Origin of the sequence: Micromonospora jinlongensis (assembly GCF_013410645.1) — a bacterium.
GTDB lineage: Bacteria > Actinomycetota > Actinomycetes > Mycobacteriales > Micromonosporaceae > Micromonospora > Micromonospora zamorensis.
This window is the reverse complement of the sequence record NZ_JACCHK010000001.1, coordinates 2,570,097-2,595,897: the sequence shown is the minus strand read 5'-3', so window position 1 is coordinate 2,595,897 and position 25,801 is coordinate 2,570,097. Positions and strand designations below refer to the sequence as shown.

The following is a 25,801-nucleotide window of genomic DNA, read 5'->3' as shown; positions in this document are numbered from 1 at the left end:
CACTCAGAGCACCGGATTGGCGTCGGTGAGTAGCCGGTCGATCTCCTCCAGCACCTCGGCGCGATCGCGGTGCACCGGGTCGATCAGTGGCAGGCCGCGCCGGTCCAGCGCACCCCACCGCCCGGCGTCGTTGCAGAACAGGAACGCCACCGGGTGGATGACCAGCATCGGGTGCGTCGGGGGGACCAGCACCGCGTTGGTGCGGTCCACCACACCGCGCCGGCCCGCCACGTCGACCACGGCGAGGCCCTCGTCGGTGAAACCGTCGACCTGCTGGCCGTCGGCCAACTCGGTCACGAACCCGTGGTAGCGGGTCGGCACGACGATCCGGCCGGTCCGGTCGACCGCCCCCCACCCCTCGCGGCGTACCGCGGCCAACCCGCGGCGGAACGGTCGTACCTCGGCGAAGTTGGGCGGCACCTGCACGGTGCCGGTCGCGTCGATCGCCGTCCATCCGCCCTCACCGACCACCCAGGCCAGGCCGTCGCTGAACGGGTGCGCCGCCCGGTAGGACGGCGGGATCACCGTCGTACCGAGCAGATTGATCAGCGACCACCGGTCGGTGTCCGGCCGGCGGACCCAGGCCAACCCGTCGTGGAACGGCTGCGCCTCGGCGTACCGGGCGGGGATGACCATGTCGCCGTCCTGGCCGGTGTAACCCCACAGCGGCCCGTCGCGGTCCGGCACCGGGGGTCGGTCACGGTCGAGCACCTCGTCCCGACTCCGGGGGTACGGCCCGAAGCCGTCCGCCGTGGCCCGGACGCTGACCGCGTCGAGGGCCACCCGGACCCGGTGCAGCAGTTCGGCGTCGCCGGCGCCGCGCAGGTTGAGCGCCTGCTCGAAGTGCTCGCAGGCCTCCATGAGCCGTCCCTGGTCGTAACACGACCGCCCGGCGTGCTCGTGCAGCGCGGCCCGCAACCGGTCGGGAAGCTCGACCGAGTTGGCCTGGGCGAAGAGCTGGTCGGCCTCTGCGAAGTTGCCGCGCCAACGCAGGACGTGCGCCAACCGGGCCTGGGCCAGCGCGGTCCGGCGCAGCTCGCCGGTGGCCTCGGCGTAGGTGAGGGCGAGCCGACCATCGGCCAGCGCGTCGTCCAGGTCGCCGAGGATCCGCGAGGCCACCGCCCGGAGGCTGAGCAACCGGGCCCGGGCACGGTTGTCGTTCGCCGAGCCCAGCTTCTCGGTCAGTCGCCGCCGAATGGCCCGCAGGTCGTCCGGTTCGGTCAGCTCCTCGCGCAGCGTCACCGGGTCCAACCGCCAGCGGTACGCGGCCAGGACCTGCTCCGGGTCGCCCGGGTCGGCCAGCGACGGGCGGGGCACCACCGGTGCGGTGTCGGCGGGTGGTGCGGCGGGTGACACCGGCGCGCTGTCCCCGCCGAAGCCGTTCCTCGGGCCGGGGACGGCCGAGGCTGGCGCGGACATCGGCACGGGCGGCGCGGAAGCGGGCGGCGCGGATGCAGGTGGCGCGGAGACGGGCGGCGCGGAAACGGGCGGCGCGAATGCAGGTGGCGCGGACGTCGGCATCGTCGAAGCGGGTGGCGCGGAGACGGGCGCCGCCGGCATGGGCGCGGGGGAGGTCGGCGGTGCGGAGACGGGCGCCGCGTCGGGCGGTGGCATCGACGCGGGCGGCGCGGACACCGGCGCGAGGAAGGTCGGCTCTGCCGGCGCGGGCGGCGCGGACACGGGCGCCGCGGCGACCTGTGGCGCGGGCGGTGCCGAGACCGGGGGAGCGGAGACCGGGCGTGCGGGTGGTGCCGAGACCGGCGCGGGTGGTGCGGATACGGGTGCTGCGGCGACCGGTGGCGCGGAGACGGGTGGCGCGAAGGTCGGGGGTGCGGGTGGTGCGGACACGGGTGTCGTGGCGGCCGGCGGCGCGGACACAGGTGGCGCGAAGGTCGGGGGTGCGGGTGGTGCGGATACGGGTGCCGTGGCGGCCGGCGGCGCGGACACAGGTGGCGCGAAGGTCGGTGGTGCGGAGACCGGGGTTGCGGGCGGTGCCGAGACCGGCGGTGCCGAGACGGGTTCGTGCACGTCGTCAGCTGTTTCGGGTCGGAACGGCGGCACAACGGGGAACGACCAGTCGTCGGCCGGCGACACGTCCGTCGGTCCCGTGCTGCTCGGGCCGTCCGGCGCGTACCCCGAATGGTCGTGTGTCGCGGCCTCGTCCGCCGGGTCGTGCTCCACCGGGGCGGTGTCCTCGGTGGGACGACTGGCGACGTCCCCGGGCTGGTGGTGCGGCAGCGTCGTGGCAGGTATGCCGGAGACCGGCTGGTCGCCCTCCACCGAATCCGGCTCGACGGCCGACGGTGCGTCGTCCGGATCGTCCGCCCAGGTGTGGGTGGCACTGGCACCGGTGGTCGGGTCCCCGGGTGGCGCGGAGATCGGCTCCGGGAGGGCGGTCGAGGTCGACCCGACTGTGGGCTCGCCGGACGGAGCGTCCTGAGCGAGGGATGGGGGTGTCAACGGGTCCCGGTCTGTCGCGGCGGACGCCGAGAGGTCGAGGTTGTCGTCCGACTCCTCGTCGACCGAGGCGGACGACGGTGGTGCCGAGGCCGGCTCGCTCTGCTCGGGCTCGGCCTGCTGAGCGGGGCTGAACCATGCGTCCGGCCCACGGCTGGTCGAGACCTCGTCGGACTGCCGAACGGGCGCCACCGGCTCTTCCGAGGGCGGCGGGGGCACGTAGCGGCGCGGTGTGCCAGGGGCCAGCGGGAGCGCCAGGTCCACGTCCTCCACTGGGGGCGCCGGGGCCACCGGGGGCGGCGTGGCAGGGATCGACGTGGCAGGGGTGGGTGGTGCCGGGGACGGCCGGGCGGCCGGCGGTGCCTGCACCTGCCAGGCGGGCGGCGGCGCGACCGGCGGGCGGGCGTCCACAGTGGGGGCCTGCCGCTCGGACGATGAAGGCCACTGCGGCGAGGCCGGACGCTCCGGCGAGTGCGGGTGCTCCCGCGAGCCCGCCTGGGCCGGCGAGTGCGGGCGCTCCGGCGGGACCGGCCGGCGGTCGGTCGGCCCGCCGGTGTCCACCGGTTCGCCGACCCGTCGACGGTCCAGGTCCTCGCCGCGCCGCTGGTCCACCGGGCGGTCCCCGACGTCCGGACCGGCGTAGCGCGGCGGCGGGGCGGGGTGCGCCCCGGCAGCCGGCGTCGGGTCGGCCGGCGTTCGGTGCTCAGGCGACAGCGGGGCGTCCGACCGTTCGTCGGAGACGGGCGGGTCCACCGGCGCGGGCAGGTACTCCAGCCGCAGGCGTGCGGCGGGTGGACCCGAGACGGGCAGGTCGGCGGCGGGGGAGACGGGCGCCGGCGACACCGGGCGGTCCCGACCGGGCGCGGCGGGGGAGACGGGCGCCGGCGACACCGGGCGGTCCCGACCGGGCGCAGCCGGAGAGACGGGCGCCGGCGACACCGGTCGTTCCGGGGAGACCGGCGTGGCGCGACCCGACGTGACCGGTGGAGTCGTTGCGGCGGGACGTACCGGGCGCTCGTCGTACCGGGAGGGGGTGGCCTCCGGGCGCTCGTCCGGGCGCGACGGCGGGACCGGCGGCCGCTCCGGCCGAGCGGCCGGCCGCGACGGGACCCCGGGGTCGGCGCCGCGATACGGGTCGGGGCTGCGGTGTGGGTCGGGGGCGCGGTGCGGCTCCGGGGCGCGGCGCGGCTCGGTGCGGTGGCTCTGCTCGCGCGTGCGGTCCGGACGCAGCGGACCCGGCGGCGGCCAGGGCAGGCTGCCGTCCGGCTGTTGGCTGGGCTGCGGCCGAGGCTCGCGGTACCCGTTCTCGCGTGGCCCGTCCTCGCGGTACCCGTGCTCTCGTGGCGCGTGCTCTCGCGGCCCGTGCTCGCGATAGGCGTCCGGGCGGGCCTCCTCGCGGGGGCGCCGATCCGGGTACGACTCGGCGCGGGCTGCCGCCTCACGAGGCTGCTGCCGGTGCGGCTCGGTGTCGGGCCGACGCCGGTCGTCGTCGCGGCGGGGCTGCTCGGGCATCTCCGGCTCGTGCCGTCGCCGTCGTCCACCGTTGGGTGCCTGCGCCGCCTCGACGCCCTCGTCCGCGCGGTAGCGCCGCTCCGGGCGTCGGACGTCGTCGACCGCCCGGTCCGGGTATCCATCCGAGCGGTACCGCTGGTGGGCGTCCGCGGACGCCCACGGGTCGGCCGCGTCGGGGAGGCGGTCGTCGGCCGCGCGGCCGTTGTGGTCACGGGTGGGTCGTTCGCCGTACCCGTCGGCAGGGTGCCGTTCGTAACCGGCGGCCGGTCGCTCCTGCGTGCCGCGTCGACGCGGTGAGTCGTCCGACTCGGGCATCCAGCCGGAGTCGGACCGGGGCGCCGGCGAGACCGGCGATCCGCCCGGGTACCCCCGATCCCGCTCGCCGGGGTCGTGCTGCGGGCGGCGGCCGTCGTACCGCTCGGAGGCGGGCTGGTCGCGGTGCCAGGCGGCCTCCCGCGCCGGACCCCGCTCGTCGGCGGGGCGTCGGTCGGACCAGGCGGTACGCCGGTCCGACTCGGAGGGGCGGCGCTCGTCGCGCCGAGGTGGTTCGGGCAGGGGCCGGCGGTACGGCTCGTGGTCGTAGTGACGGGAGTCCGCGCTGTCGGACCGCCCGTAGGCGGACGCGTCGACCTCGCTGCGGGGCCGGCCGTAGGTCGGTGTCTCGCCCGGCGCCTCGTCCACCCAGGAGCGGCTGGGGGCTGCCTGTTCCGCCGGTGGTTCGTCGGCCCAGGACCGGCCGAGGTAGGTGCCGTCCGGGCGGGTCGGTGCCAGCGGCGGCACCTCGGCCCGGCCGCTCACCGTGGCGCGGCCACGCGGTGGCGGCTGGTGGATGGCGCCGATGTCGCCGGGGTAACGCTGGCCGGGGAACTGGGGGTGCCACTCGGTGGTCGGTTCGACCACCCAGGACGGCTCGTTCGGGTCGGGCCACCGGTCGTCGTAACGGGCGTTCATCCGCCGAGCCCGTCGCCACACCCGGCCACTCGGCCGATCCTCGACGGAGGCGAGCTGTCCGCAGCCGCAGCGGGGTGACCTCCGGGCGTCCGGTCGCCGCCTGCCACGCCCCGGTGGCCGGCTCGCGTCCGCTCGCTCACGGCGTTTGTCACCTCGTTGCAAATTGTCGCGCTGGGGCCTCGCGTGCCGGTCAGGTCGCCCGCTCCGGCAGCCCGTGGCTGCGGATGGAGGGTAACGGCGTGGGCTCGCTCACCGCCACTGTGGCGCCGCCCACGGGCGCAAACGTTATCCCAATGGTTTCGGACATTTGGTCCTATAACAGAATCTGCTCTCCGACCTTACCGCACTGGCCGGCCACCCGGATCGGGCGGGATCACCGGCTTCGGTCAGGGGTGTTCCATGATGAGGACGGCGAACGTGCCGGGCGCGAGCGCCTCGTAGCGGTGCGGTGCGTCACCGGGGAAGGTGGCGTAGTCACCGGGGTCGAGTTCGACCGCAGCCGTCTCGGGGCCCACCCGCAGGCGGCCGGCGGCGAGCACCACGTGCTCGACACTGCGGGGAGTGTGCCCGTCCGCGGCGCGGATCGCGCCCGGTTCCAGCTCGATCAGGTAGACGTCCCGGCGCAGGTCCGCCGTACCCGCGCTGAGTAGCGTGCCGGTGAAGTCGGCCCGCTCGGAGCGGACCCGAGGCCCGTCCCCTGCCCGGACCACCCGTACGCCGTCGTCGGTTGGCTCCACCAGCCGGCTGAACGGGACGCCCAGTGCCACGCCCAGGGTCCAGAGCGTCTCCACGCTCGGGTTGCCGGTGCCCGACTCCAGTTGGGAGAGCGTGGACTCGGCCACCCCCGCCCGCCGGGCCAGCTCGGTGAGCGAGATGCCGACGCGTTCGCGCTCCCGGCGGAGGGCGGCGGCGATGGTGGCCAGCGGGGCCGCAGGTTCCGGAGGCATACGGTCGCTCCACTGGATCAACGTTCGGTTCGGCGAACAGCATCAGCTGTTCAGCATGCTGAACCAGACCCGTCCTCAAGCAAGAACCGCACAACTTCGGGGAAAGTGCTCCCTCCGGTGTGCCGGAGGGAGCGTCATCCCTGATGTTGTGCGGATCGTGTCCAGTGCGTGGGGGACCCTCGGGTCGACCCGGTCAGACCTTGTCGCCGAGCTTGACCTGGGGAGCCGGGGCGCGCATGCGCCGGAAGGTGATCGACCGCATGACCGCGTAGAGGTAGAGCGAGCCCATCCGCTGGTCGGTCTTCGGGAAGCGTTCGCGGACCAGCTTGCTGATCTTGCGGCAGATCAGGATCGAGTCGACGACCACGCCCAGCGCCAGCGCGCCCCAGAGCACGTTCGAGATCAACCGCACCAGCGGCGGCATGGCCGCGTTCGACCCGATCAGCACGATCAGCGCGCCGCCGAAGAACCAGGTGCCGACCGTACGCCGGGAGTCGACCACGTTGCGGGCCAGCAGCCGCTCCGGGCCACGGTCGCGGGGGCCGCCCTCACGGCGGAACTCCGAGGCGGCCTCGGCGCGCAGTTGGCGGCGACGCTCCCGCTCCTCCTCCTTGGTGAGGGGGCGGCTGGGGCCGGCCGGGCGGCGACCGACGGTCGGCCGCTTGGGCGTCTCCCGACCCTTGGCCGGGGTGTAACCCCGGGACCGCTCGGCGGTCTCCTCGGGGGTCACCGAGGTGACGGCCTCGTCGACGAGGTCGGTGGACTTGCGGCGAAAGAGCGACGGCACGCGGCAAGGGTAGCCAACGGTCCGCGCCCGGCGCACATCGCGGTACAGCGGCCGACGGCTCCAGGTCGCAGCGCGACCTGGAGCCGTCGGCGTCGAACGATGGGTGAGCGGGGTTACGGACGTTCGGCGTGCGCGCCCAGGTCGGCGAGCTTCGCCTCGAAGTCCTCGTAGCCCCGGTTGATCAGGTCGACGCCGTACACCCGGGAGGTGCCCTCGGCGGCGAGCGCCGCGATCAGGTGGCTGAACCCGGCGCGCAGGTCCGGGATGACCAGGTCGGCGGCGTGCAGCTTGCTGGGCCCGGCGATCACCGCGGAGTGCTTGAAGTTGCGACGGCCGAAGCGGCACGGCGTGCCGCCGAGGCAGTCCCGGTAGACCTGGATGTTGGCGCCCATCGAGTTGAGCGCCTCGGTGTAGCCCAGCCGCTGCTCGTAGACCGTCTCGTGCACGATCGACAGGCCGCGGGCCTGGGTGAGCGCCACGACCAGTGGCTGCTGCCAGTCGGTCATGAAGCCGGGGTGCACGTCGGTCTCGAGCGCCACCGCGTTCAGCTCACCGCCCGGGTGCCAGAAGCGGATGCCGCCCTCCTGGCCGGGGTCGCCCAGCTTCGGCGCGCGCGCGTCGGTGACCTCGTACTCGCCCCCGACCGACCGGAAGATGTTCAGGAAGGTCATCATGTCGGCCTGCTGAGCGCCGAGCACCTCGACGTGGCCGCGGGTGGCCAGGGCGGCGGCCGCCCAGCTCGCCGCCTCGATCCGGTCCGGGATCGGCCGGTGGGTGTAGCCGTGCAGCTTCGGCACACCCTGGATCTCGATCACCCGGTCGGTGTGGACCTTGATGATCGCGCCCATCTTCTGCAGGATGCAGATCAGGTCGATGATCTCCGGCTCCACCGCGGCGTTGCGCAGCTCCGTGACGCCCTCGGCCATCACCGCGGTCAGCAGCACCTGCTCGGTGGCGCCGACGCTCGGGTACGGCAGGGCGAACTTGGTGCCGTGCAGCCCGTTCGGTGCGGACAGGTGCAGACCCTCGGGCCGCTTCTCGACAGTGGCGCCGAACTCGCGCAGCGCCTGGAGGTGGAAGTCGATCGGGCGCGGGCCGATGTGGCAGCCGCCCAGGTCCGGGATGAACGCGTGCCCGAGCCGGTGCAGCAGCGGACCGCAGAACAGGATCGGGATCCGGCTGGAACCGGCGTGCACGTTGATCTGGTCGGTGCTGGCGCTCTCCACATTCGCCGGGTCGAAGACGAGCTCGCCGTCCTCGGCGCCGTCGGTGACCTTGACGCCGTGCAGACCGAGCAGACCCCGGACCACCTCGACGTCGCGGATCTTCGGCACGTCGAACAGTCGGCTCGGGCTGTCGCCGAGGAGGGCGGCGACCATCGCCTTCGAAACCAGGTTCTTCGCGCCGCGCACGCGGATCCGCCCTTCGAGCGGAGTGCCTCCGTGAACGACCAGGACGTCGTCGGTCAACGCAACCTCCAGCGCGTCGGTGCTGCAGTGTTATTGGTGGGGCGCCTGAGCCTTCTCGCTACCCCGGATGCGGCCATGTCGAAACGGCCCGCTTGTCTCTTCGCTCCGGGCAGCATAGCCCTCGGTGACGAAAAAGGACTCGGTCACATCGGCGTGTGTGGCATTAATCGGTGATCCGGCACTTTTGCGTACCAAGAGCGCTACAGATCGTGATCAGGGTGCCGTCGGTGGCGGGGTGTCCGCGCCGGGCAGCGCGAGCATCTGGTCCAGCGCGACCCGGGCGTGGTGCGCGGTGTCGGGGTCGACCGTGATCTGGTTGACGACCCGGCCCGCGACCAGCTCCTCAAGGGCCCAGACCAGGTGCGGCAGGTCGATCCGGTTCATCGTCGAGCAGTAGCAGACGGCCTTGTCCAGGAACATGATCTGCTTGTCCGGGTGCGCCAGCGCGAGCCGACGGACCAGGTTCAGCTCGGTGCCGAGCGCCCAGGCCGAGCCGGCCGGAGCCGCCTCGATGGTCTTGATGATGTATTCGGTCGAGCCCACGTGGTCGGAGGCGGTGACCACCTCGTGCCGGCACTCCGGGTGGACCAGGACGTTGACCCCGGGCACCCGCTGCCGGACGTCGTTGACGCTCTCCAGCGTGAACCGGCCGTGCACCGAGCAGTGCCCCCGCCAGAGGATCATCTTGGCGTCGCGCAGCTGCTCCGGCGTGAGCCCGCCGCCGGGCTTGTGCGGGTCGTAGAGCACGCAGTCGTCCAACGACAGGCCCATCTCCAGCACGGCCGTGTTGCGGCCCAGGTGCTGGTCGGGCAGGAAGAACACCTTCGACCCCTGCTCGAACGCCCAGTCCAGGGCGCGCTTGGCGTTGGAGGAGGTGCAGACCACGCCGCCGTTGCGACCGACGAAGCCCTTGATGTCGGCCGAGGAGTTCATGTACGTCACCGGGACGGTCTCCCCGGCGATGCCCAGCTCGGTCAGCGTGTCCCACGCGGCCTCGACCTGGCCCAGAACGGCCATGTCCGCCATCGAGCAGCCCGCCGCCAGGTCGGGCAGGATCACCCGCTGCGCGTCGGTGGTGAGGATGTCGGCGCTCTCGGCCATGAAGTGCACGCCGCAGAAGAGGATGTATTCCGCGTCCGGACGGGCCGCGGCCTCCCGGGCCAGCTTGAAAGAGTCACCGGTCACGTCGGCGAACTGGATCACCTCGTCGCGCTGGTAGTGGTGCCCCAGCACGAAGACCTTGCTGCCCAGCTTCGCCTTCGCGGCCGTGGCGCGGGCCACCAGATCCGGGTCGCTGGGCGCCGGAAGGTCGCCCGGACACTCGACGCCGCGCTCGGTGTCGGGGTCGCTGCCCCGGCCGAGCAGCAGCAGAGCCGTCGCCGTGTTGGAGGGTTCCACCCAGGTCGAAGTCACGTAGCCATGGTCCCACAGCGCGAGCGCGACGCAGCTTCCGTCGGTGTGGGCTGCCACACTGCTCGGCATGCGCGTGCTGCTCTGCCCGGACAAGTTCGCCGGCACCCTGCCCGCACCGGAGGTGGCCGCCGCGGTGGCTGCCGGCTGGCGCACCGTCACCGACGGTGACGACCTGCTGATCCGACCGCTCGCCGACGGTGGGCCGGGCTTCGTGGAGGTGCTCGCCGAAGCGCTCGGCGGCCGGCGGGTGCCGGTGCCGACGGTGGACCCGCTGGGCCGTCCGGCCGCCGGTGAGATCCTGCTCACCACCGACGGCACGACCGCCTACCTGGAGAGCGCGCAGGCGTGTGGTCTGCACCTGCTCTCTCCTGCCGAGCGTGACCCGAAGACCACCACCTCGTACGGGCTGGGGCTGTTGGTGACCGCCGCGGTGGAGAGCGGCGCCCGGACGGTGGTGATCGGGCTGGGTGGTTCGGGCACCAACGACGCCGGGGCGGGGATGCTCGCCGCGCTGGGTGTCACACCGCTCGACTCCGGTGGCGCCGCGTTGCCGTACGGCGGGGCTGCGCTCGCCGCGGTCGACGCGGTGGACGGCGTGCCCCGGCTGCGGGGCGTCCGGCTCGTCGCGGCCACCGACGTGGACAACCCGCTGCTCGGCCTGCACGGCGCGAGCAACGTGTTCGGCCCGCAGAAGGGCGCCGACCGCGCCGACGTGCTGCTGCTCGACGCCGCGTTGGAGCGCTTCGCGGCGGTGCTGGAACGCGACCTGGCCGGCTGCCCGGCGGGGCTCGGCATGATGCCCGGGGGCGGCGCTGCCGGCGGCATCGGCGCGGCGCTCCTCGCCCTGGGCGGCGGCTGCGAGTCGGGGATCGGCCTGGTCACCCGGGCCACCCAGCTGGACGCGGCGCTGGACACCGCGGACCTGGTGATCACCGGCGAGGGGTCGTTCGACCACCAGTCGCTGCGCGGCAAGGTGGTCGCCGGGGTGGCCGGTGCCGCCCGCGACCGGGGTGTCCCCTGCGTGGTGGTGGCCGGGCAGGTGAGCACCGGCCGGCGAGAGGCCGCCTCGGCCGGGGTCACCGACGCGTACAGCCTGGTCGAGCACTTCGGTGGGGAGACGGGCGGCGGGCTCGACGCCGCGCTGAGCAGGCCCGCCGAGGGGCTGCGCGAGCTGGGCGCCCGACTGGCCCGGCAGTGGAGCCGCTGAGCGTTCCGGCCGTCTGACGACTGGGTCCACCTGCGGCGGGCGTCACGCCACGCGGGTGCACCCGGCCGAGGCGGCGTACGATCGGCGGAGGAGCACAACCGGGAATCACTGGACGGCGCGCGGCGTTGGCCAGTGCGTCCGGACCCAAAACCGCGCAGGGAGACTTCCACGTGACCACGCCAGCGCAGACCGAGTCGACCGAGGCCCAGGCCCCTACTTCCGTCGTCCTCACCGACGTCGCGGCGCAGAAGGTCAAGGCCCTGATCGAGCAGGAGGGCCGCGACGACCTGCGGCTCCGCGTCGCCGTGCAGCCGGGCGGCTGCTCCGGCCTGCGGTACCAGCTCTTCTTCGACGAGCGCTCGCTCGACGGTGATGTCGTCACCGACTTCGGTGGTGTCGAGGTCGTCGTCGACCGGATGAGCGCCCCGTACCTCTCCGGCGCGACGATCGACTTCGCCGACCGGATCGACGCCCAGGGCTTCACCATCGACAACCCGAACGCGGGCAGCTCCTGCGCCTGCGGTGACTCGTTCAACTGAGTCACGCACCACGCACCAACGACGACGGGGCCGTCCTTCGGGACGGCCCCGTCGTCGTACCGGCCTGGACGTGATGCCGGCTGGGAGCGGTCCCGCCGCTTTCGTGACGGGCCGGTTGCCGTTGTCCGACCGACCGGTCACCGCCGGGTTGCCGGGCCGGTAGTCTGACCGCGCCCTGCTCCCGACCCCGAGGGTTGACATGAAGATCGCCGTCACCGGCTCGATCGCCACCGATCACCTGATGAGCTTCCCCGGCCGCTTCGCCGACCAGCTCATCGCCGATCAGCTGCACAAGGTGTCCCTCTCCTTCCTGGTGGACGACCTGGTGCTCCGCCGAGGTGGCGTGGCGGCGAACATCTGCTTCGGCATGGGGCAGCTCGGGTTGAGCCCGGTGCTGCTCGGCGCGGTGGGGGCGGACTTCGCCGACTACCGCTCCTGGCTGGAGCGCCACGGCGTGGACTGCGACTCCGTGCACATCAGCGAGGTGGCGCACACCGCCCGGTTCGTCTGCACCACCGACACGGACATGTGCCAGATCGCGTCGTTCTACGCCGGTGCGATGAGTGAGGCGCGCAACATCGAGCTCGCCCCGGTCGCCGACCGGCTCGGCGGACTGGACCTGGTGCTGGTCAGCGCCAACGACCCCGAGGCGATGCTCCGGCACTCGGCCGAGTGCCGGAGCCGGGGGTACGCGTTCGCCGCCGACCCGTCGCAGCAGCTCGCCCGGATGGGCGGCGAGGACGTGGTGGCGCTGATCGAGGGCGCCGAGTACCTGATGACCAACGACTACGAGAAGTCGCTGCTGCAGAGCAAGGCGAAGCTGAGCGACGACCAACTGCTGGACCTGGTCAAGGTGCGGGTCACCACGCTGGGCAAGCACGGTGTGGAGATCGCCGGGCGGGGCATCGACCCGATCCACGTACCGATCGCGCGGGAGATCCGGGCGGTCGACCCGACCGGGGTGGGCGACGGCTTCCGGGCCGGCTTCTTCACCGCGCTCTCCTGGGGGGTCGGCCTGGAGCGGGCCGCCCAGGTCGGCTCGTTGCTGGCCACGCTGGTCCTGGAGACGGTCGGCACCCAGGAGTACGACGTCCGCCGCGACCTGTTCGTCAAGCGGCTCGCCGAGTCCTACGGTGACACCGCGGCGGACGAGATCCGCCCCCACCTCCTGCCGTAAGCCCCCGACACCGTGTTTCGCGGCATCCGCCGCCGGCCTCAGTGGCGGCGGCGGATGTCGTAGGCCGGGCCGTCCGGGCCCTTGACCGACCCGAGGAACTCCTGGCCGCGCATCCGGCACCAGGCGGGGAGGTCGACCGCCGCGGCCGGGTCGTCGGCGAGCACCCGGACCACGGTGCCCACCGGCAGCTGTGGCAACCGCCGGGCCGCCGCGATCACGGGCAGCGGGCAGCGCTGCCCCCGGCAGTCGATGACCTCGTCCGGCATCGTCACAGTCCCACCACCCCGGCGTCGGCGCGCAGCTCGGCGACGATCCCGGGCAGCTCGTCGAGGAACCGCTCGACGTCCGCCTCGGTCGTCTCCCGGTGCAGGCTGACCCGCACGTTGCCGTGCGAGAGCACCCCCATCGCCTCCAGCACGTGCGACGGACGCAACGTGGACGAGGTGCACGACGAGCCGGACGACACGGCGAAGCCCCGCCGGTCCAGTGCGTGCAGCAGCGCCTCACCGTCGACGTACAGGCACGAGAAGGTGACCAGGTGGGGGAGCCGGAGCACCGGGTCGCCGACCACCTCCACGTCGGGCACGTCCGCCGCGACCCGCGCCCGGATCCGGTCCACGAGCGAGGTCAGCCGGGCCGCCTCCACCGCCGCGTCGGCCGCCGCGGCGCGCAGGCTCGCCGCCGCCGCCACCACCGCGGGCAGGTTCACCACCCCGGGGGTACGACCACCCTCCCGCTCGTCGGCCGGCCAGGGTGACTCCCAGCGGGTGCCCTTACGCACCGCCAGCACCCCCACCCCGGGCGGACCGCCCCACTTGTGGGCGCTCGCGCTGAGCACCGACCAGCCGGCCGGCAGGGGCACCCGGCCGACCGACTGGGCGGCGTCCACGTACAGCGGCACCCCCGCCTCGGCGCAGATCGCGGCCGCCTCGGCGACCGGTTGCACGGTCCCCACCTCGTGACTGGCTGTGATCAGAGCGGCCAGCGCGACACCGGGTGCGCGAACGGCGGCCGACCACGCGGTCACGTCCAGCCGACCCACCCGGTCGACCGGCACACCGGTCGCGGTCCCACCCGCCGCCACGTGCCGCTCCGCCGCGTGCAGCACCGCCGAGTGCTCGATCGCCGAGTGCACCAGCGTCGACCCGATCCGACGGCGCCCCGCCAGGCCACCGAGCACCGCGCCGTGAGCTGCGGTCGTACCGCTGGGGGTGAAGGACACCTCGTCCGCGCGGACGCCGAGCGTCAGCGCGGTGGCCTCGCGGGCGGCGTCGAGCAGCTGCCGTGCCCGGCGGGCCTGGCTGTAGAGCTTGCCCGGGTCGGCCCAGCCGTCGTCGAAGGCGGCCAGCAGCGCCTGCCGCGCGACCGGATGCATCGGCGCGGCGGTCGCCGCGTCCAGGTAGACCGGGGATGCGCTCACAGATCGACACGCTATCGCGGTGGTATGCCCATCATCCCCCCAATGGGGGGTGGACAGTGACCCCACCACGGCCGACTCCGTCATGGTCGAGTAATCTGCGACCGTCGGTGACGCCTTTGCCGTCGGTGCTGAGGAAAGACCCACCGCGGCGCGCTAGGGAGGCAGGACCAGGTGGTCGCAAGGAGTTCGGAGGTACGGCCGTCGGCCGTACGGCACAGCGCTTCCCCAGGGGTCGGTGGCCGCCGGGGGCGTGGTGCTGGTCGCTTGGCCGGGCTCGGTCTCGGTGGCGTGGCGCTGCTGGTCCTGCTCACGGGCTGTGACGTAGGGCAGGCGTTTGACGGCTTCGGCTGGCCGCAGGGCGGCATCTCGGCGGAGTCCAAGCGGATGTACGACCTGTGGATCGCCTCCTGCATCGCCGCGCTCGCGGTCGGCGTCTTCGTGTGGGGCTTGATCTTCTGGTGCGTCGTGCGCTACCGCAAGCGTGGCAACACGCTGCCGGTGCAGACCCGCTACAACCTGCCGATGGAGTTCCTCTACACCATCGCGCCGATCCTGATCGTCTCCGTGCTCTTCTACTACACGGCGATCGTGCAGACCGACGTCGACAAGTTGTCGAAGAACCCGGACGTCACGGTCGAGGTTGTCGCCTTCAAGTGGAACTGGCAGTTCAACTACCGCGACGGCCAGGGCCCGGAGGCCCGCACCACCGCGTCGACGCTCGGCACCAGTGAGGTCATCCCGGTGCTGGTGCTGCCGACCAACCGGTCCATCCGGTTCGAGGAGACCAGCCGCGACGTCATCCACTCGTTCTGGGTGCCGGAGCTGCTGTTCAAGCGGGACGTCATGCCGGGCAAGATCCGCAACGTGTTCGAGGTCTCGAGCCTGGACGCCGAGGGTGCCTACGTCGGGCGCTGCGCCGAGCTGTGCGGCAGCTACCACGCGTTCATGAACTTCGAGCTGCGGGTGGTCTCGCCGGAGAAGTACGACCAGTTCCTGGCGGCCAAGCAGAGCGGCAAGTCCACCCAGGACGCGCTGACCGAGATCGGTGAGCAGCCGTACGCGGAGACCACGCGGCCGTTCGACACCCGCCGGACGCAGGACAACTTCAACCCGGACAAAGCTCCGGCCGGCACGGGAAGCTGAGGCAGCCATATGAAGACCGAGTGGCGTATCTTCCTGATCATTGCCGCGTTCCTGCTCGGCGCCACCATCCTCTACGGCGCCTGGACCAACGGCGCGTCCGGTGGCATCGAGTGGGTTGGCACCGTGGCCCTGCTGCTGTCGTTCCTGCTCTGCTCGATGTGCGGTGGCTTCTTCTGGTTCGTCTCCCGGCGTATCGACCTGCGCCCGGAGGACCGCCCGGACGCCGAGATCGCTGACGGCGCCGGCGAGGTCGGCTTCTTCAGCCCGGGCAGCTACTGGCCGTTCGGCCTGGCGCTGGCCGCCGCGCTCGCCGCGCTCGGCATGGTGTTCTGGCAGTACTGGCTGATCGGCGCCGGTCTGGTGGCTGTCGTCTTCTCCGCCTGCGGGCTGCTGTTCGAGTACTACAGCGGCACCCGGCGCACCGCCGAGCACTGATCCACCCGGTCGCTCGCGACCGACCTGCGTGACGAAAGGCCCGTTCCCCGTGTGGGAGCGGGCCTTTCGTCGTGCGGGAGGCCGGACGGCGCTGTGGGTCAGGCGGCGTGGCGGCGGGTGGGCTGGCGGCGTCGACGGTCGGCCAGCTGGGTGGCCGGGACGGCGATCGCGGTGACCAGCACCACGGCGGCACCGCAGCCGGTGCAGATCAGCTCAGGACAGTCGGCGCCGTGACCATCGACGCAGGGCGGCACCTCGAACGGTGCCACGCCCTCACAGACGTCGCAGTACAGCTCGCGATGCGACACGGGCGTCTCCTCTCGAACCGGGCGACCCGCCCCCGAACGCGACAGTGGCGCACGGACGGCATCGGATAACTACTCGCCTGTAGTTTCCCACGCGGGTCCGACAAATCTCCCGTGGCCCGTCGCTGGGGCCCCCGGCCGCGGGTGCCGCCAGGGTGATCCACTCGACATCGTTGACATCGGGGTATCCGGGCGGCTCTGACGCCGCAGTTTCAAGGAACCCGAGTCGATCGAGGCCCTCGCCGCCGAGCGGTGATGCCGAGGTCAGGCCACGGTGGCAGTGGCGGTCGCGGTGGCGATCCAGCGGTCGAGGGTAGCGGCGGCGGCGCCGGAGTCGATCGACTCGGCCGCGCGGTCCAGGCCGGCGCGCAGCGCCTCGGTCAGGTCGCCGTCGAGCGGGCCCTGCGTGGCCAGCGCCGCCGCGGCGTTGACCAGCACCGCGTCCCGGACCGGGCCCGTCTCGCCGGCCAGCAGGCGACGGGCCACATCCGCGTTGTACGCGGCGTCACCGCCCCGCAGGTCCGCGAGGGTGGACCTGGGTACACCCAGGTCCGTCGCGTCCAGCACGGACTCGCGTACGGTGCCGCCCTGGGCCGCCCAGACGCGGGTCGGCGCGGCGGTCGTGAACTCGTCCAGCCCGTCCTCGCCGCGCATCACCAGGACGGAGTCACCACGGTCGGCGAACACACCGGCCATCACCGGGGCCATCCGCAGGTCGAAGCAGCCCACGGCGCCCGCGCGGGGCCGGGCCGGGTTGGTCAGCGGGCCGAGGAAGTTGAAGACGGTCGGCACGCCCAGCTCCCGTCGAACCGGGCCGGTGTGCCGCATCCCCGGGTGGAACCGGGCCGCGAAGCAGAACCCGATGCCGGCCTCGGTGACGCAGCGGACGATCGCGTCCGGATCGAGGTCGAGTGGGACGCCGAGGAACTCCAACAGGTCGGCGGTGCCGCAGGAGGACGACGCGGCCCGGTTGCCGTGCTTGACCACCCGGACGCCGGCACCCGCCACCACGAGGGCGGCCATGGTGGAGATGTTGACCGTGTGGGCGAGGTCACCGCCGGTGCCCACCACGTCCAGCGCGGTGGAACGCAGCTCGTCGGGGAGATCCACCGGGACCGCCCGGCTCAGCATCGTCTCCACCAGCCCGGCCAACTCGGCGGACGTCTCACCCTTGGCCCGCAACGCCACCGCGAAGCCGGCGACCTGCGCGGCACCCGCCGAGCCGGCCATGATCTCGCCCATCGCCCAGGCGGTGTCGGCGGTGGACAGCTCGTCGCCGCGCAGCAGCGAGTTGAGCAGGTGCGGCCAGGTCCGATCGCCCATGACGGGCCTCCCGAGCGTGCGAAGTGCGGGTGGGCTGGAACCAGCGCCGAGTGTCCGGCGCCGTGGCGGTGCCGGAGGAGCGTGGGACGTCAGGCGGGTGCGTGCGTCCGCAGCAGCTCGGCCACCGTGCCGCCGGTGGTCACCGGGTCGAGCGGGTGCACCAGCGTCGCGTCGACCTCGGCGTACGCGGCGAGCCATCGGTCGGCGGCGCGGGCGATCACCAGGCAGGTCGGGGGAGCGTCGTCCCGGTCGTCCTTGATCTGCCGGGCGATGCCGATGCCGCCACCCGGGCTCGCCTCACCATCGAGCAGCAGAAGGTCGATCTCGTAGTCGTCGACCAGTCGGATGGTCTCCGCGTAGGTCGACGCGTCGACGAACTCGATCTGCAGACCGGGCGCGGGCCGAGTGCCGACGGCCATCCGCATCCGATCACGGACCTGCGGGTCGTCGCTGTAGAGCAGGACGGTGCAAAGACGATCGCTCATGCCGGCACTCCGCTTCGCTCCGTGCCGTCATGAGGCACCATCGCACTGAGCCCGATGATTCGTTCGCTGCGCTCACTCATGCCGGCACTCCGCTTTCAATCCGTAGCTGCTCGCAGATCGTACCGGTCGGGGTGACGTAGCCGACATCCTGCCCGCCACCGGCCGTCGGGGCGTACGGTCCGGGCAGCTCAGGTGGCCGCGGCGTCGGCGGCGCGCTCCCGGGCCTCCTGGCGGTCCAGCTCGCGGTCGACCCGGCGGGCCTCGCGTTCGGACTGCTTGACCCACTGGACGACGAGCACGGCGAGCATGGTCACACTGACGAACTCACCACCGGCCCACAGGATGCCGCCGGCGACCACCTGGTCCGCCCACGGGTCCGACCAGGCGAGGTTGAGTGACGGGTACCAGTCGCCGCCGAAGAGCGTGGTGCTCTGCATGATGGTGAGGCCGAGCACGGTGTGGAACGGCACGGAGAGCAGCATCAGCAGCGCGCGCGCCGGGTACGGCCAGCGGCCGGGCAGCGGGTCGAGCCCGAGCAGCGGCCAGAAGAACACGCAGCCGGTCATGATGAAGTGCGCGTGCACCAGCTCGTGCGCCCAGGCGTGCTCGAGGGTGAAGCGGTACAGATCACTGAAGTACAGCACGAACGGGTTGACCACGAAGATGGCGAACGCCACCAGCGGGAAGCTGTAGACCCGGGCGACACGGCTGTGCACGATCGCCAGCAGGCGTTTGCGCGGCCCGACCGGCAGGGTGCGCAGGGCCAGGGTCATCGGCGCGCCCAGCGCCAGGAAGATCGGCGCCACCATGGACAGCACCATGTGTTGGATCATGTGCACGGACAGCAGCGCGGTGTCGTACGCGTGCAGCCCGCTGACGGTGACCAGCGCGATGCCGCCCAGGCCGGGGCCGATGAAGAAGACGGTACGGGCGATCGGCCACCGGTCGCCGCGCAGGCGCAGCCGGTACACCCCGTAGAGGTACAGGCCGGCGGCGAGCACCAGGCCGAGGGCCAGCCAGCTGTCCAGCCGGGTCTCGGTCAGCACCGTGCCGACGGTGAACGGCGGCGGGGCCGAGGTGGCGGCGAGGATCGGATCGACGTGCAGCACGCTTTTCAGGCTAGGCCAGGCGAACCGGACCCTGACGGTGGGGCCACGGAAGGCGCAGGTTTGCCACCCCGCTGATCGCCGCCCCCGGTCAGGGGCAATAATGACGGCGTGACTGCGGCCCCAGCCATTGACAAGAGCCGGATCCACTCTCTGACCCGACCGAACATGGTCAGCGTCGGGACGATCGTGTGGCTCTCCAGCGAACTCATGTTCTTCGCGGCGCTGTTCGCGATGTACTTCTCGATCCGCGCGGCTGCGCCGGAGCAGTGGGAGAAGCACACCGAAGCGCTGAACATCCCGTACGCGACCACCTTCACGGTGATCCTGGTGCTGTCCTCCGTGACGTGCCAGCTCGGCGTCTTCGCGGCGGAGAAGGGTGACGTGCACGCGCTGCGGCGCTGGTTCACCATCACCTTCGTGATGGGCCTGATCTTCGTGCTCGGCCAGCTGAACGAGTACCGGCACCTGGTCGCCGACGGCATCAAGATCAACGGAGACGGTTACGGGTCGGTGTTCTACCTGACCACCGGCTTCCACGGCCTGCACGTGACCGGCGGTCTGATCGCCTTCATCATCTTCATGGTCCGCACGACCATGGGCCGGTTCACCCCGGCGCAGGCGACCTCGGCGATCGTCGTGTCGTACTACTGGCACTTCGTCGACGTCGTGTGGATCGGGCTGTACGCCATGATCTACTGGCTTCAGTGATCTTGCGCGTCACATTCCGCGCTGCTGCTCCGTCCCCTGAGACAGGTCCAACCGGTTAAGGACACCGCTCATGACTTCTGACAACGACCGCCGACGCGGTCTGCTCGCGCGGTTGCGCGAGCGGCCCGCCGCGCGCAGCAGGGGCCGCCGCCGGCTGGGCGCCGCGGTCCGGCTGATCGCCGCGCTGATGCTCGCCGGCGGCGCCTACACCGTCTTCGCCCCGGGTGCCCAGGCGCAGGACAACCCGCAGCTGACCGGCGCCGCCGCCGAGGGCAAGGCGCTGTTCGACGTGAGCTGTGTGACCTGCCACGGTCGCAACGCCCAGGGTGTCGAGGGCCGCGGGCCGAGCCTGATCGGCGTCGGTGCGGCCTCGGTCGAGTTCCAGGTCAGCTCCGGGCGGATGCCGATGGCCCGCCAGGAGGCCCAGGCTCACCGCAAGCCCCCGGTCTTCACCGACGAGCAGACCCGTCAGCTGGCCCAGTACATCCAGGAGCTGGGTGGCGGTCCGGTCGTGCCCGAGGGCGACGAGCTGCGCGAGGACGGCAACATCGCGTCCGGTGGTGAGCTGTTCCGGATCAACTGCTCGCAGTGCCACGCGTTCGGTGGTGGCGGCGGTGCGCTCTCCTCGGGCAAGTTCGCCCCGAGCCTGCGCCCCGCGACCGACCGCCAGATCTACGCGGCGATGCTGAGCGGCCCGCAGAACATGCCGGTGTTCGGCGACAACCAGCTTCGGCCGGAGCAGAAGGCCGACATCATCGCCTACATCCAGGAGACGCTGAAGCACGACCAGGACCCGGGCGGCTTCAACCTCGGGCGGTACGGCCCCTCCACCGAGGGCCTGGCGATCTTCCTCGTCGGCATCGTGGCGCTCGTCTTCGCCAGCCTGTGGATTGCGGGCAAGTCGTGACCGAGCGGATACTCCCCATCAGCGCTGTGGTGCCGCTCGGCGCCACCCGTAGCGAGGTGACGGCATGAGCACCCACACCGAGCACCAGGCCTCGCAGGGCCCGGAGCCGCTCGACGTGAACGACCCCAAGCTGACCCGGTTCGACATCGTTCGTGAGGGCGCGCGTCGGGACGACATCGAGATCGTCCACTACGAGCCGCAGGTGCTGCCCGGCACCAAGGCGGAGCGTCGGCTGACCCGGGTGGTCGCCGGCTTCTTCCTGCTCACCGGTCTCGCCGCCACCGCCTTCATGGTCATCTACATCGCCTGGCCGTGGCAGTACGAGCCGGGCCGGGGCGGCGACAAGTTCTACACCCCGCTGCTCGGTTTCACCCTCGGCATCGCACTGCTCGCCGTCGGCTTCGGCATCCTGACCTGGGGCAAGAAGTTGCTGCCCAAGGAGGTCTCGATCCAGGACCGGCACGAGGGCCAGGTGGACTCCGAAGGCCGCACCATCACCGGCCAGACCATGCTCTACATGGCGGACGAGCTGGGCGTGAAGCGTCGCCCCCTGCTCGGCATCTCGCTGCTGGCCGGTCTCGCGCCGGTCGCTGCGGTCGCCGCCGCGCCGCTGGTCGGCGGTCTGATCTCCGACCCGCACAAGAACAACCAGATGTTCACCACCGGGTTCGCCGCCGCCGAGGGTGGCGAGCGGATCCGCCTGGTCCGCGAGGACGGCCGTCCGGTCCGCCCGGCGGACATCAGCGCCGGTGGCCAGCTGACCGTCTTCCCCGGCATCGAACACGGCGTGAGCAACCGACACGCCGACTCGCCGACGCTGCTGATCCACCTCCGGGACTCCGACGCGCAGGAGTCGCGTCGGGCCAACGAGAAGATCGGCCACGGCGACTACATGTGGGGCAACTACGCGGCCTTCTCCAAGATCTGCACGCACGCTGGCTGCCCGGCCAGCCTCTACGAGCAGCAGACCAACCGCCTGCTCTGCCCGTGCCACCAGTCCCAGTTCCTGATCACCAACAACGCCAAGCCTGTCTTCGGCCCCGCCAGCCGGCGGCTGCCACAGCTGCCGATCGAGGTGGACTCCGACGGCTTCTTCGTGGCGAAGTCCGACTACACCGAGACCGTCGGGCCTGATTTCTGGGAGCGGCCATGAAGCGTCGAAAGTTTGACCTTGCGGCGACGCCGGGCAAGGCCGCGGTGGGAGTGGACGACCGCTTCGCGGTGGCCACGCCGCTGCGCAAGCTGCTGAACAAGGTCTTCCCGGACCACTGGTCCTTCCTGCTCGGCGAGATCGCGCTGTTCTCGTTCGTTGTGCTGCTGCTGACCGGTGTGTTCCTCACCTTCTTCTTCGAGCCGGCGATGACCGAGGTGGTCTACGACGGCAGCTATGCGCCGTTGCAGGGCACCCCGATGTCCGCCGCGTACGCCTCCAGCCTGGACATCTCGTTCGACGTCCGCGGTGGTCTGGTGATGCGGCAGATGCACCACTGGGCGGCGCTGCTGTTCATGGCCGCGATCGTCGTGCACATGCTGCGGGTGTTCTTCACCGGCGCCTTCCGCAAGCCGCGCGAGACCAACTGGATCATCGGTTCGCTGCTGTTCTGGGTGGGCTTCCTGGCCGGCTTCACCGGCTACTCGCTCCCGGACGACGGCCTCTCCGGCACCGGCCTGCGGATCGCCTCGGCGATCATGCTGTCCATCCCGGTGATCGGCTCCTGGGTCACCTCGTCGATCTTCGGCGGCGAGTTCCCGGGCACGATCATCATCAGCCGGTTCTTCATCGCCCACGTGCTGCTCATCCCGGGTCTGCTGGTCGCGCTGATCAGCGTCCACCTGGGCCTGGTCTTCAAGCAGAAGCACACCCAGTGGCCCGGCCCCGGCCGGACCAACAACAACGTGGTCGGCGAGCGGATGTTCCCGCGGTACGCGCTGAAGCAGGGCGGCTTCTTCATGGTCGTCTTCGGCGTCATCGCGCTGATGGGCGGTCTGTTCCAGATCAACCCGATCTGGCTGTTCGGCCCGTACGAGGCGTGGGTGGTCTCGGCCGCCAGCCAGCCCGACTGGTACGTCATGTTCCTCGACGGGTCGACCCGACTCATGCCGGCCTGGGAAATCAACATCCCGCTCGGCGACGGTTACGTCATCCCGCCGCTGTTCTGGCCGACGGTCGTGCTGCCCGGCATCCTGGTGGGCCTGTCGACGATGTACCCGTTCCTGGAAGCACGGCACCTCAAGGACCGCAAGAGCCACAACCTGCTCGAGCGTCCCCGTGACGCTCCGGCCCGGACCGCGGTCGGCGCGATGGCCGTCGCGTTCTACATCGTTCTGACGCTCTCCGGCGCCAACGACGTGATCGCCGACAAGTTCCAGATCAGCCTGAACGCGATGACCTGGGCTGGTCGGGTCGGTCTGCTGGTGCTCCCGCCGATCGCGTACTACGTCACCTACCGGCTCTGCCTCGGTCTGCAGCAGCACGACCGGGAGGTCCTCGCGCACGGCGTCGAGACCGGCATCATCCGGCGCATGCCGGACGGCCGGTTCGTCGAGGTGCACCAGCCGCTCAGCGCGTCGAACGGGCACGCGGACGGTCACGGTCAGCTGGAGTACGTCGGCTGGGTCGTACCGAAGAAGATGAACCGGCTGGGCGCCCTCGGGCCGGCCATCCGGGGCTTCTTCTACCCGATCGAGAAGCCGGTCGAGGCGCCGGTCTCGCCGGGGCACCCGCCGGTCGAGGCCCGGCCCGAGCGCGAGGAGATCGGCAGCGGAGAGAGCCGCCGCTGATCGCCCGACCGCACCGTCACGTGGCGCCCGCCGGATTCCGGCGGGCGCCACGTCGTATCCGCACCCGCCGCCCAGGTGGGGCGGAGTCGGACGGCCACGACGGGACCGGTAGACCCCGCGCGACGGGCGATCGCAGGAATAACCCCGGTGAGCCGGGTATCCGTGCGGTCCAACGTCTCAAGGGGGGGAAGCATGTTGGGTATCAAACGCCTCGGCCTGTTGGCCGCGCTTGTACTCGTCGGTGTCGCGCCGGCTGCGGCCGCGCAGGCCGCGGCACAGCCGTCAACGCAGGACACCCAGTACCTGCAGGCGGTTCACCAGGTCAACCTGTTCGAGATCACCGCCGGTGACCTGGCCCAGCAGAAGGGTCAGGACCAGGGGGTCAAGGACCTGGGTGCGATGCTGAAGACCGACCACACCCAGCTGGACCAGACGGTGCAGCAGACCGCGTCCCAGCTCGGGGTGGAACTGCCGAACGAGCCCAGCGCCGATCAGCAGGCGGTCATCGACAAGCTGAACAACGCCAGCGGTGCGGAGTTCGACCGGCTCTGGGTGACCAGTGAGCTGGCCGGTCACGTCCAGGCCATCCAGGCCACCCAGACGGAGATCTCGCAGGGCTCCGAGCAGTCGGTGGTCCAGTTGGCACAGACGGCTCTGCCGACGCTGCAGGCGCACTATGACGAGCTGGTGCAGCTCGCCAACCAGTTGGGCATCCCGGTTCCGCAGACCAGCGCCAGCGGTACGCCCAGCCCGGGCGGCACCGGCACTGAGTCGCCGGCTCCGGGCGGCACCGGCACCGAGTCGCCGGCTCCGGGTGGCAACACCGAGTCCCCGGTGCCGGGCGGCGGCACCACCGAAACGCCGGCTCCCAGCGAGAGCTGACGTAGCGACAGCAGACGGCCGGTCCACCCGCGTGGTGGACCGGCCGCCGTGCGTGCGGGTCAGTCGGCGCCGGCCAGCCCGATCGCGAACGCTTCCTCCAGGTCGGTCTGGGAGTACGCCCGGAACGCGATGTGCGACTCGGTGTTGAGCACACCCGGCACCTTGGAGATGCTGCCCGCGATGACCTGGGCGATCTGGTCGAACTCGCGGACCCGGACGATGGCGATGAGGTCGACGTGCCCGGCGACCGAGTAGACCTCGCTGACGCCGGGGAGGTTGGCCAGGGTCTCCGCCACCTCGGGAATCGCATCGGTGGCGCAGTCGATCAGCACGATCGCGGTGATCACGGGACATCTCTCCGTTCGTCGGCGTCGTCGCCCATGCTAGATGTTTCGGTCCGGAACTGGAGGCGGGAGCCGTCGGGCTTCAGCCGTGCGCGGCGCAGGGCACGGTCAGGTCGTCTCCGGCCCGGATCGCGTCGTGCAGCCGCTCGCCGTCGCGCACTGTCGCGCCCGGCCAGACCACTGACCGGCGGACGTCGCCGCCGACCCGGGCGCCCGCGCCGACCACCGACTCCACGCAGTGACCGGTCACCGTGGCCGACGGGTCGACGAGGACGCCACCGGCCGCGGCGTGCAGGTTGGCCGCCAGGTAGTCGGCCGGGGTGCCGGTGTCGTAGAAGGTGCCCGGGAAGGGCACCACCTCCAGGGCGCCCGCCGCCTCCGCGGGGCGCCACACGGCGCGGACCAGGTCGGAGACGACGACCGGCAGGTCGCGGACCAGTCGCCAGGGCAGCAGCGAGAACCCGGTGAAGCAGTGCCCGGCGAAGGTGCCCGGCGCCGCCGGGTCCGCGGCGGGCTGACCCAGCAGGCGTACGGTGTGCCCGTCCCACCCGTCGAGCAGGGCCGCCACGTCCGGGCCGGGCGCAGCCGCCGGATCGGCGAGGTACGCGTCGGCGTTGCCGACCAGTACCGGCCGGCCGTCGATCCAGTCCCGCAGATGGGCCACCCCGCCCGCGGTGCCCAGCGGGTCACCCGGCTCGACGGACAGGTGCGCGCGCTCGCCAACGTGGGCGACCACCTGGTCACCGAGGTAGCAGGCGTTCACCGCGACCCGGGCGGGACCGGTCAGGCCGAGCCCGGCCAGCCGGGCCAGGGCGCGGTCCAGCAGCGGCACGTTGCCCACCGGGCAGAGCGCCTTGGGGACCCGTTCGGTGAGCGGGCGCAGCCGGGTGCCCTCGCCGGCGGCGAGCACCACCGCGCACAGCTCCGCCGGCACGCCAGCCGCGCCGATCACGGCAGGTTGTCGGGAACCGGTGGCGGGAACTGCCCGGCCAGCGGCCCGATGTCGTAGTAGGCGAGCAGCCGGGCAGTGGCCCAGCTCAGCTTGGGCAGGTCGTCCAGCGGGTGCCAGGCGGCCTCGAAGACCTCCGCGCCGTCGACCGCCAGCTCGGTGCTGGACGCCGGGACCTCCGTCTCGAAGACCATGTCCACCCAGCCCTTGGCGTGCACGATCGCGTTCGGCACCGCCGGGCGCAACCGGGACGGGGGGAGCCGGATGCCGGACTCCTCGAACAGCTCGCGGGCCGCTCCCACCACCGGGGGCTCGCCGCGGTCCAGCAGGCCGGCGGGGAGCGACCAGCCCCGGCCGGGCGGCTGGCGCAGCATCAGCAGACGGCCCGCGCCCGTCGCCTCGCTGTCGCGGACCAGGGTGACCGCGCCGACGATGTACTTGGGCACGGCCAGCCGGACCAGGCGCCGACGCACCGGCAGCGGCAGCCGGTAGAAGGCCTGGTAGAAGATGGCCCGACCGGTGGCGCGGGAGCGGGGGATCATGACTCCAGG

The 25,801-nt window shown here is 72.1% G+C and carries 24 protein-coding genes; 10 read left to right on the top strand and 14 right to left on the bottom strand.

Annotation, left to right across the window (positions count from 1 at the left end):
- Window positions 1-3: 3 nt before the first annotated feature.
- The 5 genes from HNR22_RS30980 to nadA all read right to left on the bottom strand — a co-directional run bounded on the left by HNR22_RS30980 (window position 4) and on the right by nadA (window position 9,536).
- Window positions 4-4,920: a WG repeat-containing protein gene (locus HNR22_RS30980; RefSeq protein ID WP_246380793.1), complete on the bottom strand. Its 4,917-nt coding sequence runs from the start codon at window positions 4,918-4,920 to the stop codon at window positions 4-6.
- A 386-nt stretch (window positions 4,921-5,306) separates the two neighbouring features.
- Window positions 5,307-5,867 carry a helix-turn-helix domain-containing protein gene (locus tag HNR22_RS11030; RefSeq protein ID WP_179780277.1) on the bottom strand — a complete coding sequence of 187 codons (561 nt, stop codon included), beginning with the start codon at window positions 5,865-5,867 and terminating at the stop codon, window positions 5,307-5,309.
- A 193-nt stretch (window positions 5,868-6,060) separates the two neighbouring features.
- Window positions 6,061-6,654 carry a DUF3043 domain-containing protein gene (locus HNR22_RS11025; protein ID WP_179780276.1) on the bottom strand — a complete coding sequence of 198 codons (594 nt, stop codon included), beginning with the start codon at window positions 6,652-6,654 and terminating at the stop codon, window positions 6,061-6,063.
- A gap of 113 nt (window positions 6,655-6,767) precedes the next feature.
- The gene (murA, locus tag HNR22_RS11020) at window positions 6,768-8,123 is read right to left on the bottom strand and encodes a UDP-N-acetylglucosamine 1-carboxyvinyltransferase (RefSeq protein WP_124820727.1); all 1,356 of its coding nucleotides are present in this window, start codon (window positions 8,121-8,123) and stop codon (window positions 6,768-6,770) included.
- Between the two features lie 213 nt (window positions 8,124-8,336).
- Window positions 8,337-9,536 (bottom strand): quinolinate synthase NadA, encoded by a 1,200-nt coding sequence (gene nadA / locus HNR22_RS11015; protein WP_179783505.1) that lies wholly within the window; start codon window positions 9,534-9,536, stop codon window positions 8,337-8,339.
- A 67-nt stretch (window positions 9,537-9,603) separates the two neighbouring features.
- On the opposite strand from nadA, the gene HNR22_RS11010 reads away from it, so the two are divergent.
- The 3 genes from HNR22_RS11010 (at window position 9,604) to HNR22_RS11000 (ending at window position 12,459) form a co-directional block, all read left to right on the top strand.
- Complete coding sequence (locus HNR22_RS11010) at window positions 9,604-10,743, top strand: glycerate kinase family protein (RefSeq protein WP_179780275.1); 1,140 nt, start codon at window positions 9,604-9,606, stop codon at window positions 10,741-10,743.
- 170 nt (window positions 10,744-10,913) lie between these two features.
- Window positions 10,914-11,282, top strand: a complete 369-nt coding sequence (gene erpA / locus HNR22_RS11005; protein ID WP_030337969.1) for an iron-sulfur cluster insertion protein ErpA — start codon at window positions 10,914-10,916, stop codon at window positions 11,280-11,282.
- A 199-nt stretch (window positions 11,283-11,481) separates the two neighbouring features.
- Entirely contained in the window at window positions 11,482-12,459 is a 978-nt protein-coding gene (locus HNR22_RS11000; RefSeq protein ID WP_179780274.1) for a carbohydrate kinase family protein, read from the top strand.
- A 38-nt stretch (window positions 12,460-12,497) separates the two neighbouring features.
- Here HNR22_RS11000 and HNR22_RS10995 read toward each other — a convergent pair whose 3' ends face one another.
- Together HNR22_RS10995 and HNR22_RS10990 are read right to left on the bottom strand one after the other, a co-directional pair.
- The gene (locus HNR22_RS10995) at window positions 12,498-12,731 is read right to left on the bottom strand and encodes a sulfurtransferase TusA family protein (protein ID WP_088949461.1); all 234 of its coding nucleotides are present in this window, start codon (window positions 12,729-12,731) and stop codon (window positions 12,498-12,500) included.
- Window positions 12,728-13,879: an aminotransferase class V-fold PLP-dependent enzyme gene (locus tag HNR22_RS10990; protein WP_179780273.1), complete on the bottom strand. Its 1,152-nt coding sequence runs from the start codon at window positions 13,877-13,879 to the stop codon at window positions 12,728-12,730. Before HNR22_RS10990 ends, HNR22_RS10995 begins: the two co-directional genes overlap by 4 nt.
- A gap of 171 nt (window positions 13,880-14,050) precedes the next feature.
- Here HNR22_RS10990 and ctaC point away from each other — a divergent pair, with 171 nt between their 5' ends.
- Together ctaC and HNR22_RS10980 are read left to right on the top strand one after the other, a co-directional pair.
- Entirely contained in the window at window positions 14,051-15,022 is a 972-nt protein-coding gene (gene ctaC / locus HNR22_RS10985; protein ID WP_179780272.1) for an aa3-type cytochrome oxidase subunit II, read from the top strand.
- Window positions 15,023-15,031: 9 nt separating this feature from the next.
- Window positions 15,032-15,457 carry a cytochrome c oxidase subunit 4 gene (locus HNR22_RS10980; RefSeq protein ID WP_179780271.1) on the top strand — a complete coding sequence of 142 codons (426 nt, stop codon included), beginning with the start codon at window positions 15,032-15,034 and terminating at the stop codon, window positions 15,455-15,457.
- Window positions 15,458-15,555: 98 nt separating this feature from the next.
- Here the strand turns inward: HNR22_RS10980 and HNR22_RS10975 are convergent, their stop codons facing one another.
- The 4 genes from HNR22_RS10975 to HNR22_RS10960 form a co-directional block, all read right to left on the bottom strand.
- The gene (locus tag HNR22_RS10975; RefSeq protein WP_179780270.1) at window positions 15,556-15,765 is read right to left on the bottom strand and encodes a hypothetical protein; all 210 of its coding nucleotides are present in this window, start codon (window positions 15,763-15,765) and stop codon (window positions 15,556-15,558) included.
- Window positions 15,766-16,026: 261 nt separating this feature from the next.
- The gene (gene trpD, locus HNR22_RS10970) at window positions 16,027-17,085 is read right to left on the bottom strand and encodes an anthranilate phosphoribosyltransferase (RefSeq protein ID WP_179780269.1); all 1,059 of its coding nucleotides are present in this window, start codon (window positions 17,083-17,085) and stop codon (window positions 16,027-16,029) included.
- A gap of 89 nt (window positions 17,086-17,174) precedes the next feature.
- Complete coding sequence (locus HNR22_RS10965; RefSeq protein ID WP_145779657.1) at window positions 17,175-17,570, bottom strand: response regulator; 396 nt, start codon at window positions 17,568-17,570, stop codon at window positions 17,175-17,177.
- 188 nt (window positions 17,571-17,758) lie between these two features.
- Window positions 17,759-18,679, bottom strand: coding sequence for a cytochrome c oxidase assembly protein (locus HNR22_RS10960; RefSeq protein ID WP_387266435.1), 921 nt, complete (start codon window positions 18,677-18,679; stop codon window positions 17,759-17,761).
- A 108-nt stretch (window positions 18,680-18,787) separates the two neighbouring features.
- Here HNR22_RS10960 and ctaE point away from each other — a divergent pair, with 108 nt between their 5' ends.
- The 5 genes from ctaE to HNR22_RS10935 all read left to right on the top strand — a co-directional run bounded on the left by ctaE (window position 18,788) and on the right by HNR22_RS10935 (window position 23,957).
- The gene (ctaE, locus tag HNR22_RS10955) at window positions 18,788-19,387 is read left to right on the top strand and encodes an aa3-type cytochrome oxidase subunit III (RefSeq protein ID WP_088949454.1); all 600 of its coding nucleotides are present in this window, start codon (window positions 18,788-18,790) and stop codon (window positions 19,385-19,387) included.
- A 70-nt stretch (window positions 19,388-19,457) separates the two neighbouring features.
- Entirely contained in the window at window positions 19,458-20,294 is an 837-nt protein-coding gene (qcrC, locus tag HNR22_RS10950; RefSeq protein WP_179780268.1) for a cytochrome bc1 complex diheme cytochrome c subunit, read from the top strand.
- A 64-nt stretch (window positions 20,295-20,358) separates the two neighbouring features.
- Entirely contained in the window at window positions 20,359-21,447 is a 1,089-nt protein-coding gene (gene qcrA, locus HNR22_RS10945; RefSeq protein WP_179780267.1) for a cytochrome bc1 complex Rieske iron-sulfur subunit, read from the top strand.
- A complete protein-coding gene (gene qcrB, locus HNR22_RS10940; protein ID WP_179780266.1) occupies window positions 21,444-23,075 on the top strand; it encodes a cytochrome bc1 complex cytochrome b subunit in 1,632 nt (543 codons plus the stop codon). The genes qcrA and qcrB overlap by 4 nt, the downstream gene beginning before the upstream one ends.
- Window positions 23,076-23,267: 192 nt before the next feature.
- Window positions 23,268-23,957, top strand: a complete 690-nt coding sequence (locus tag HNR22_RS10935; RefSeq protein ID WP_099856120.1) for a DUF4142 domain-containing protein — start codon at window positions 23,268-23,270, stop codon at window positions 23,955-23,957.
- A gap of 59 nt (window positions 23,958-24,016) precedes the next feature.
- On the opposite strand, the gene HNR22_RS10930 is transcribed toward HNR22_RS10935, so the two are convergent.
- From HNR22_RS10930 to HNR22_RS10920, 3 genes are all read right to left on the bottom strand, one after another.
- On the bottom strand, window positions 24,017-24,304 hold the full coding sequence (locus HNR22_RS10930; protein WP_179780265.1) for an Lrp/AsnC ligand binding domain-containing protein: 288 nt from the start codon (window positions 24,302-24,304) through the stop codon (window positions 24,017-24,019).
- Window positions 24,305-24,383: 79 nt separating this feature from the next.
- Window positions 24,384-25,253: a nucleotidyltransferase family protein gene (locus HNR22_RS10925; protein WP_343059774.1), complete on the bottom strand. Its 870-nt coding sequence runs from the start codon at window positions 25,251-25,253 to the stop codon at window positions 24,384-24,386.
- A complete protein-coding gene (locus HNR22_RS10920) occupies window positions 25,250-25,792 on the bottom strand; it encodes an NUDIX hydrolase (RefSeq protein WP_179780264.1) in 543 nt (180 codons plus the stop codon). The genes HNR22_RS10925 and HNR22_RS10920 overlap by 4 nt, the downstream gene beginning before the upstream one ends.
- Window positions 25,793-25,801: the final 9 nt, after the last annotated feature.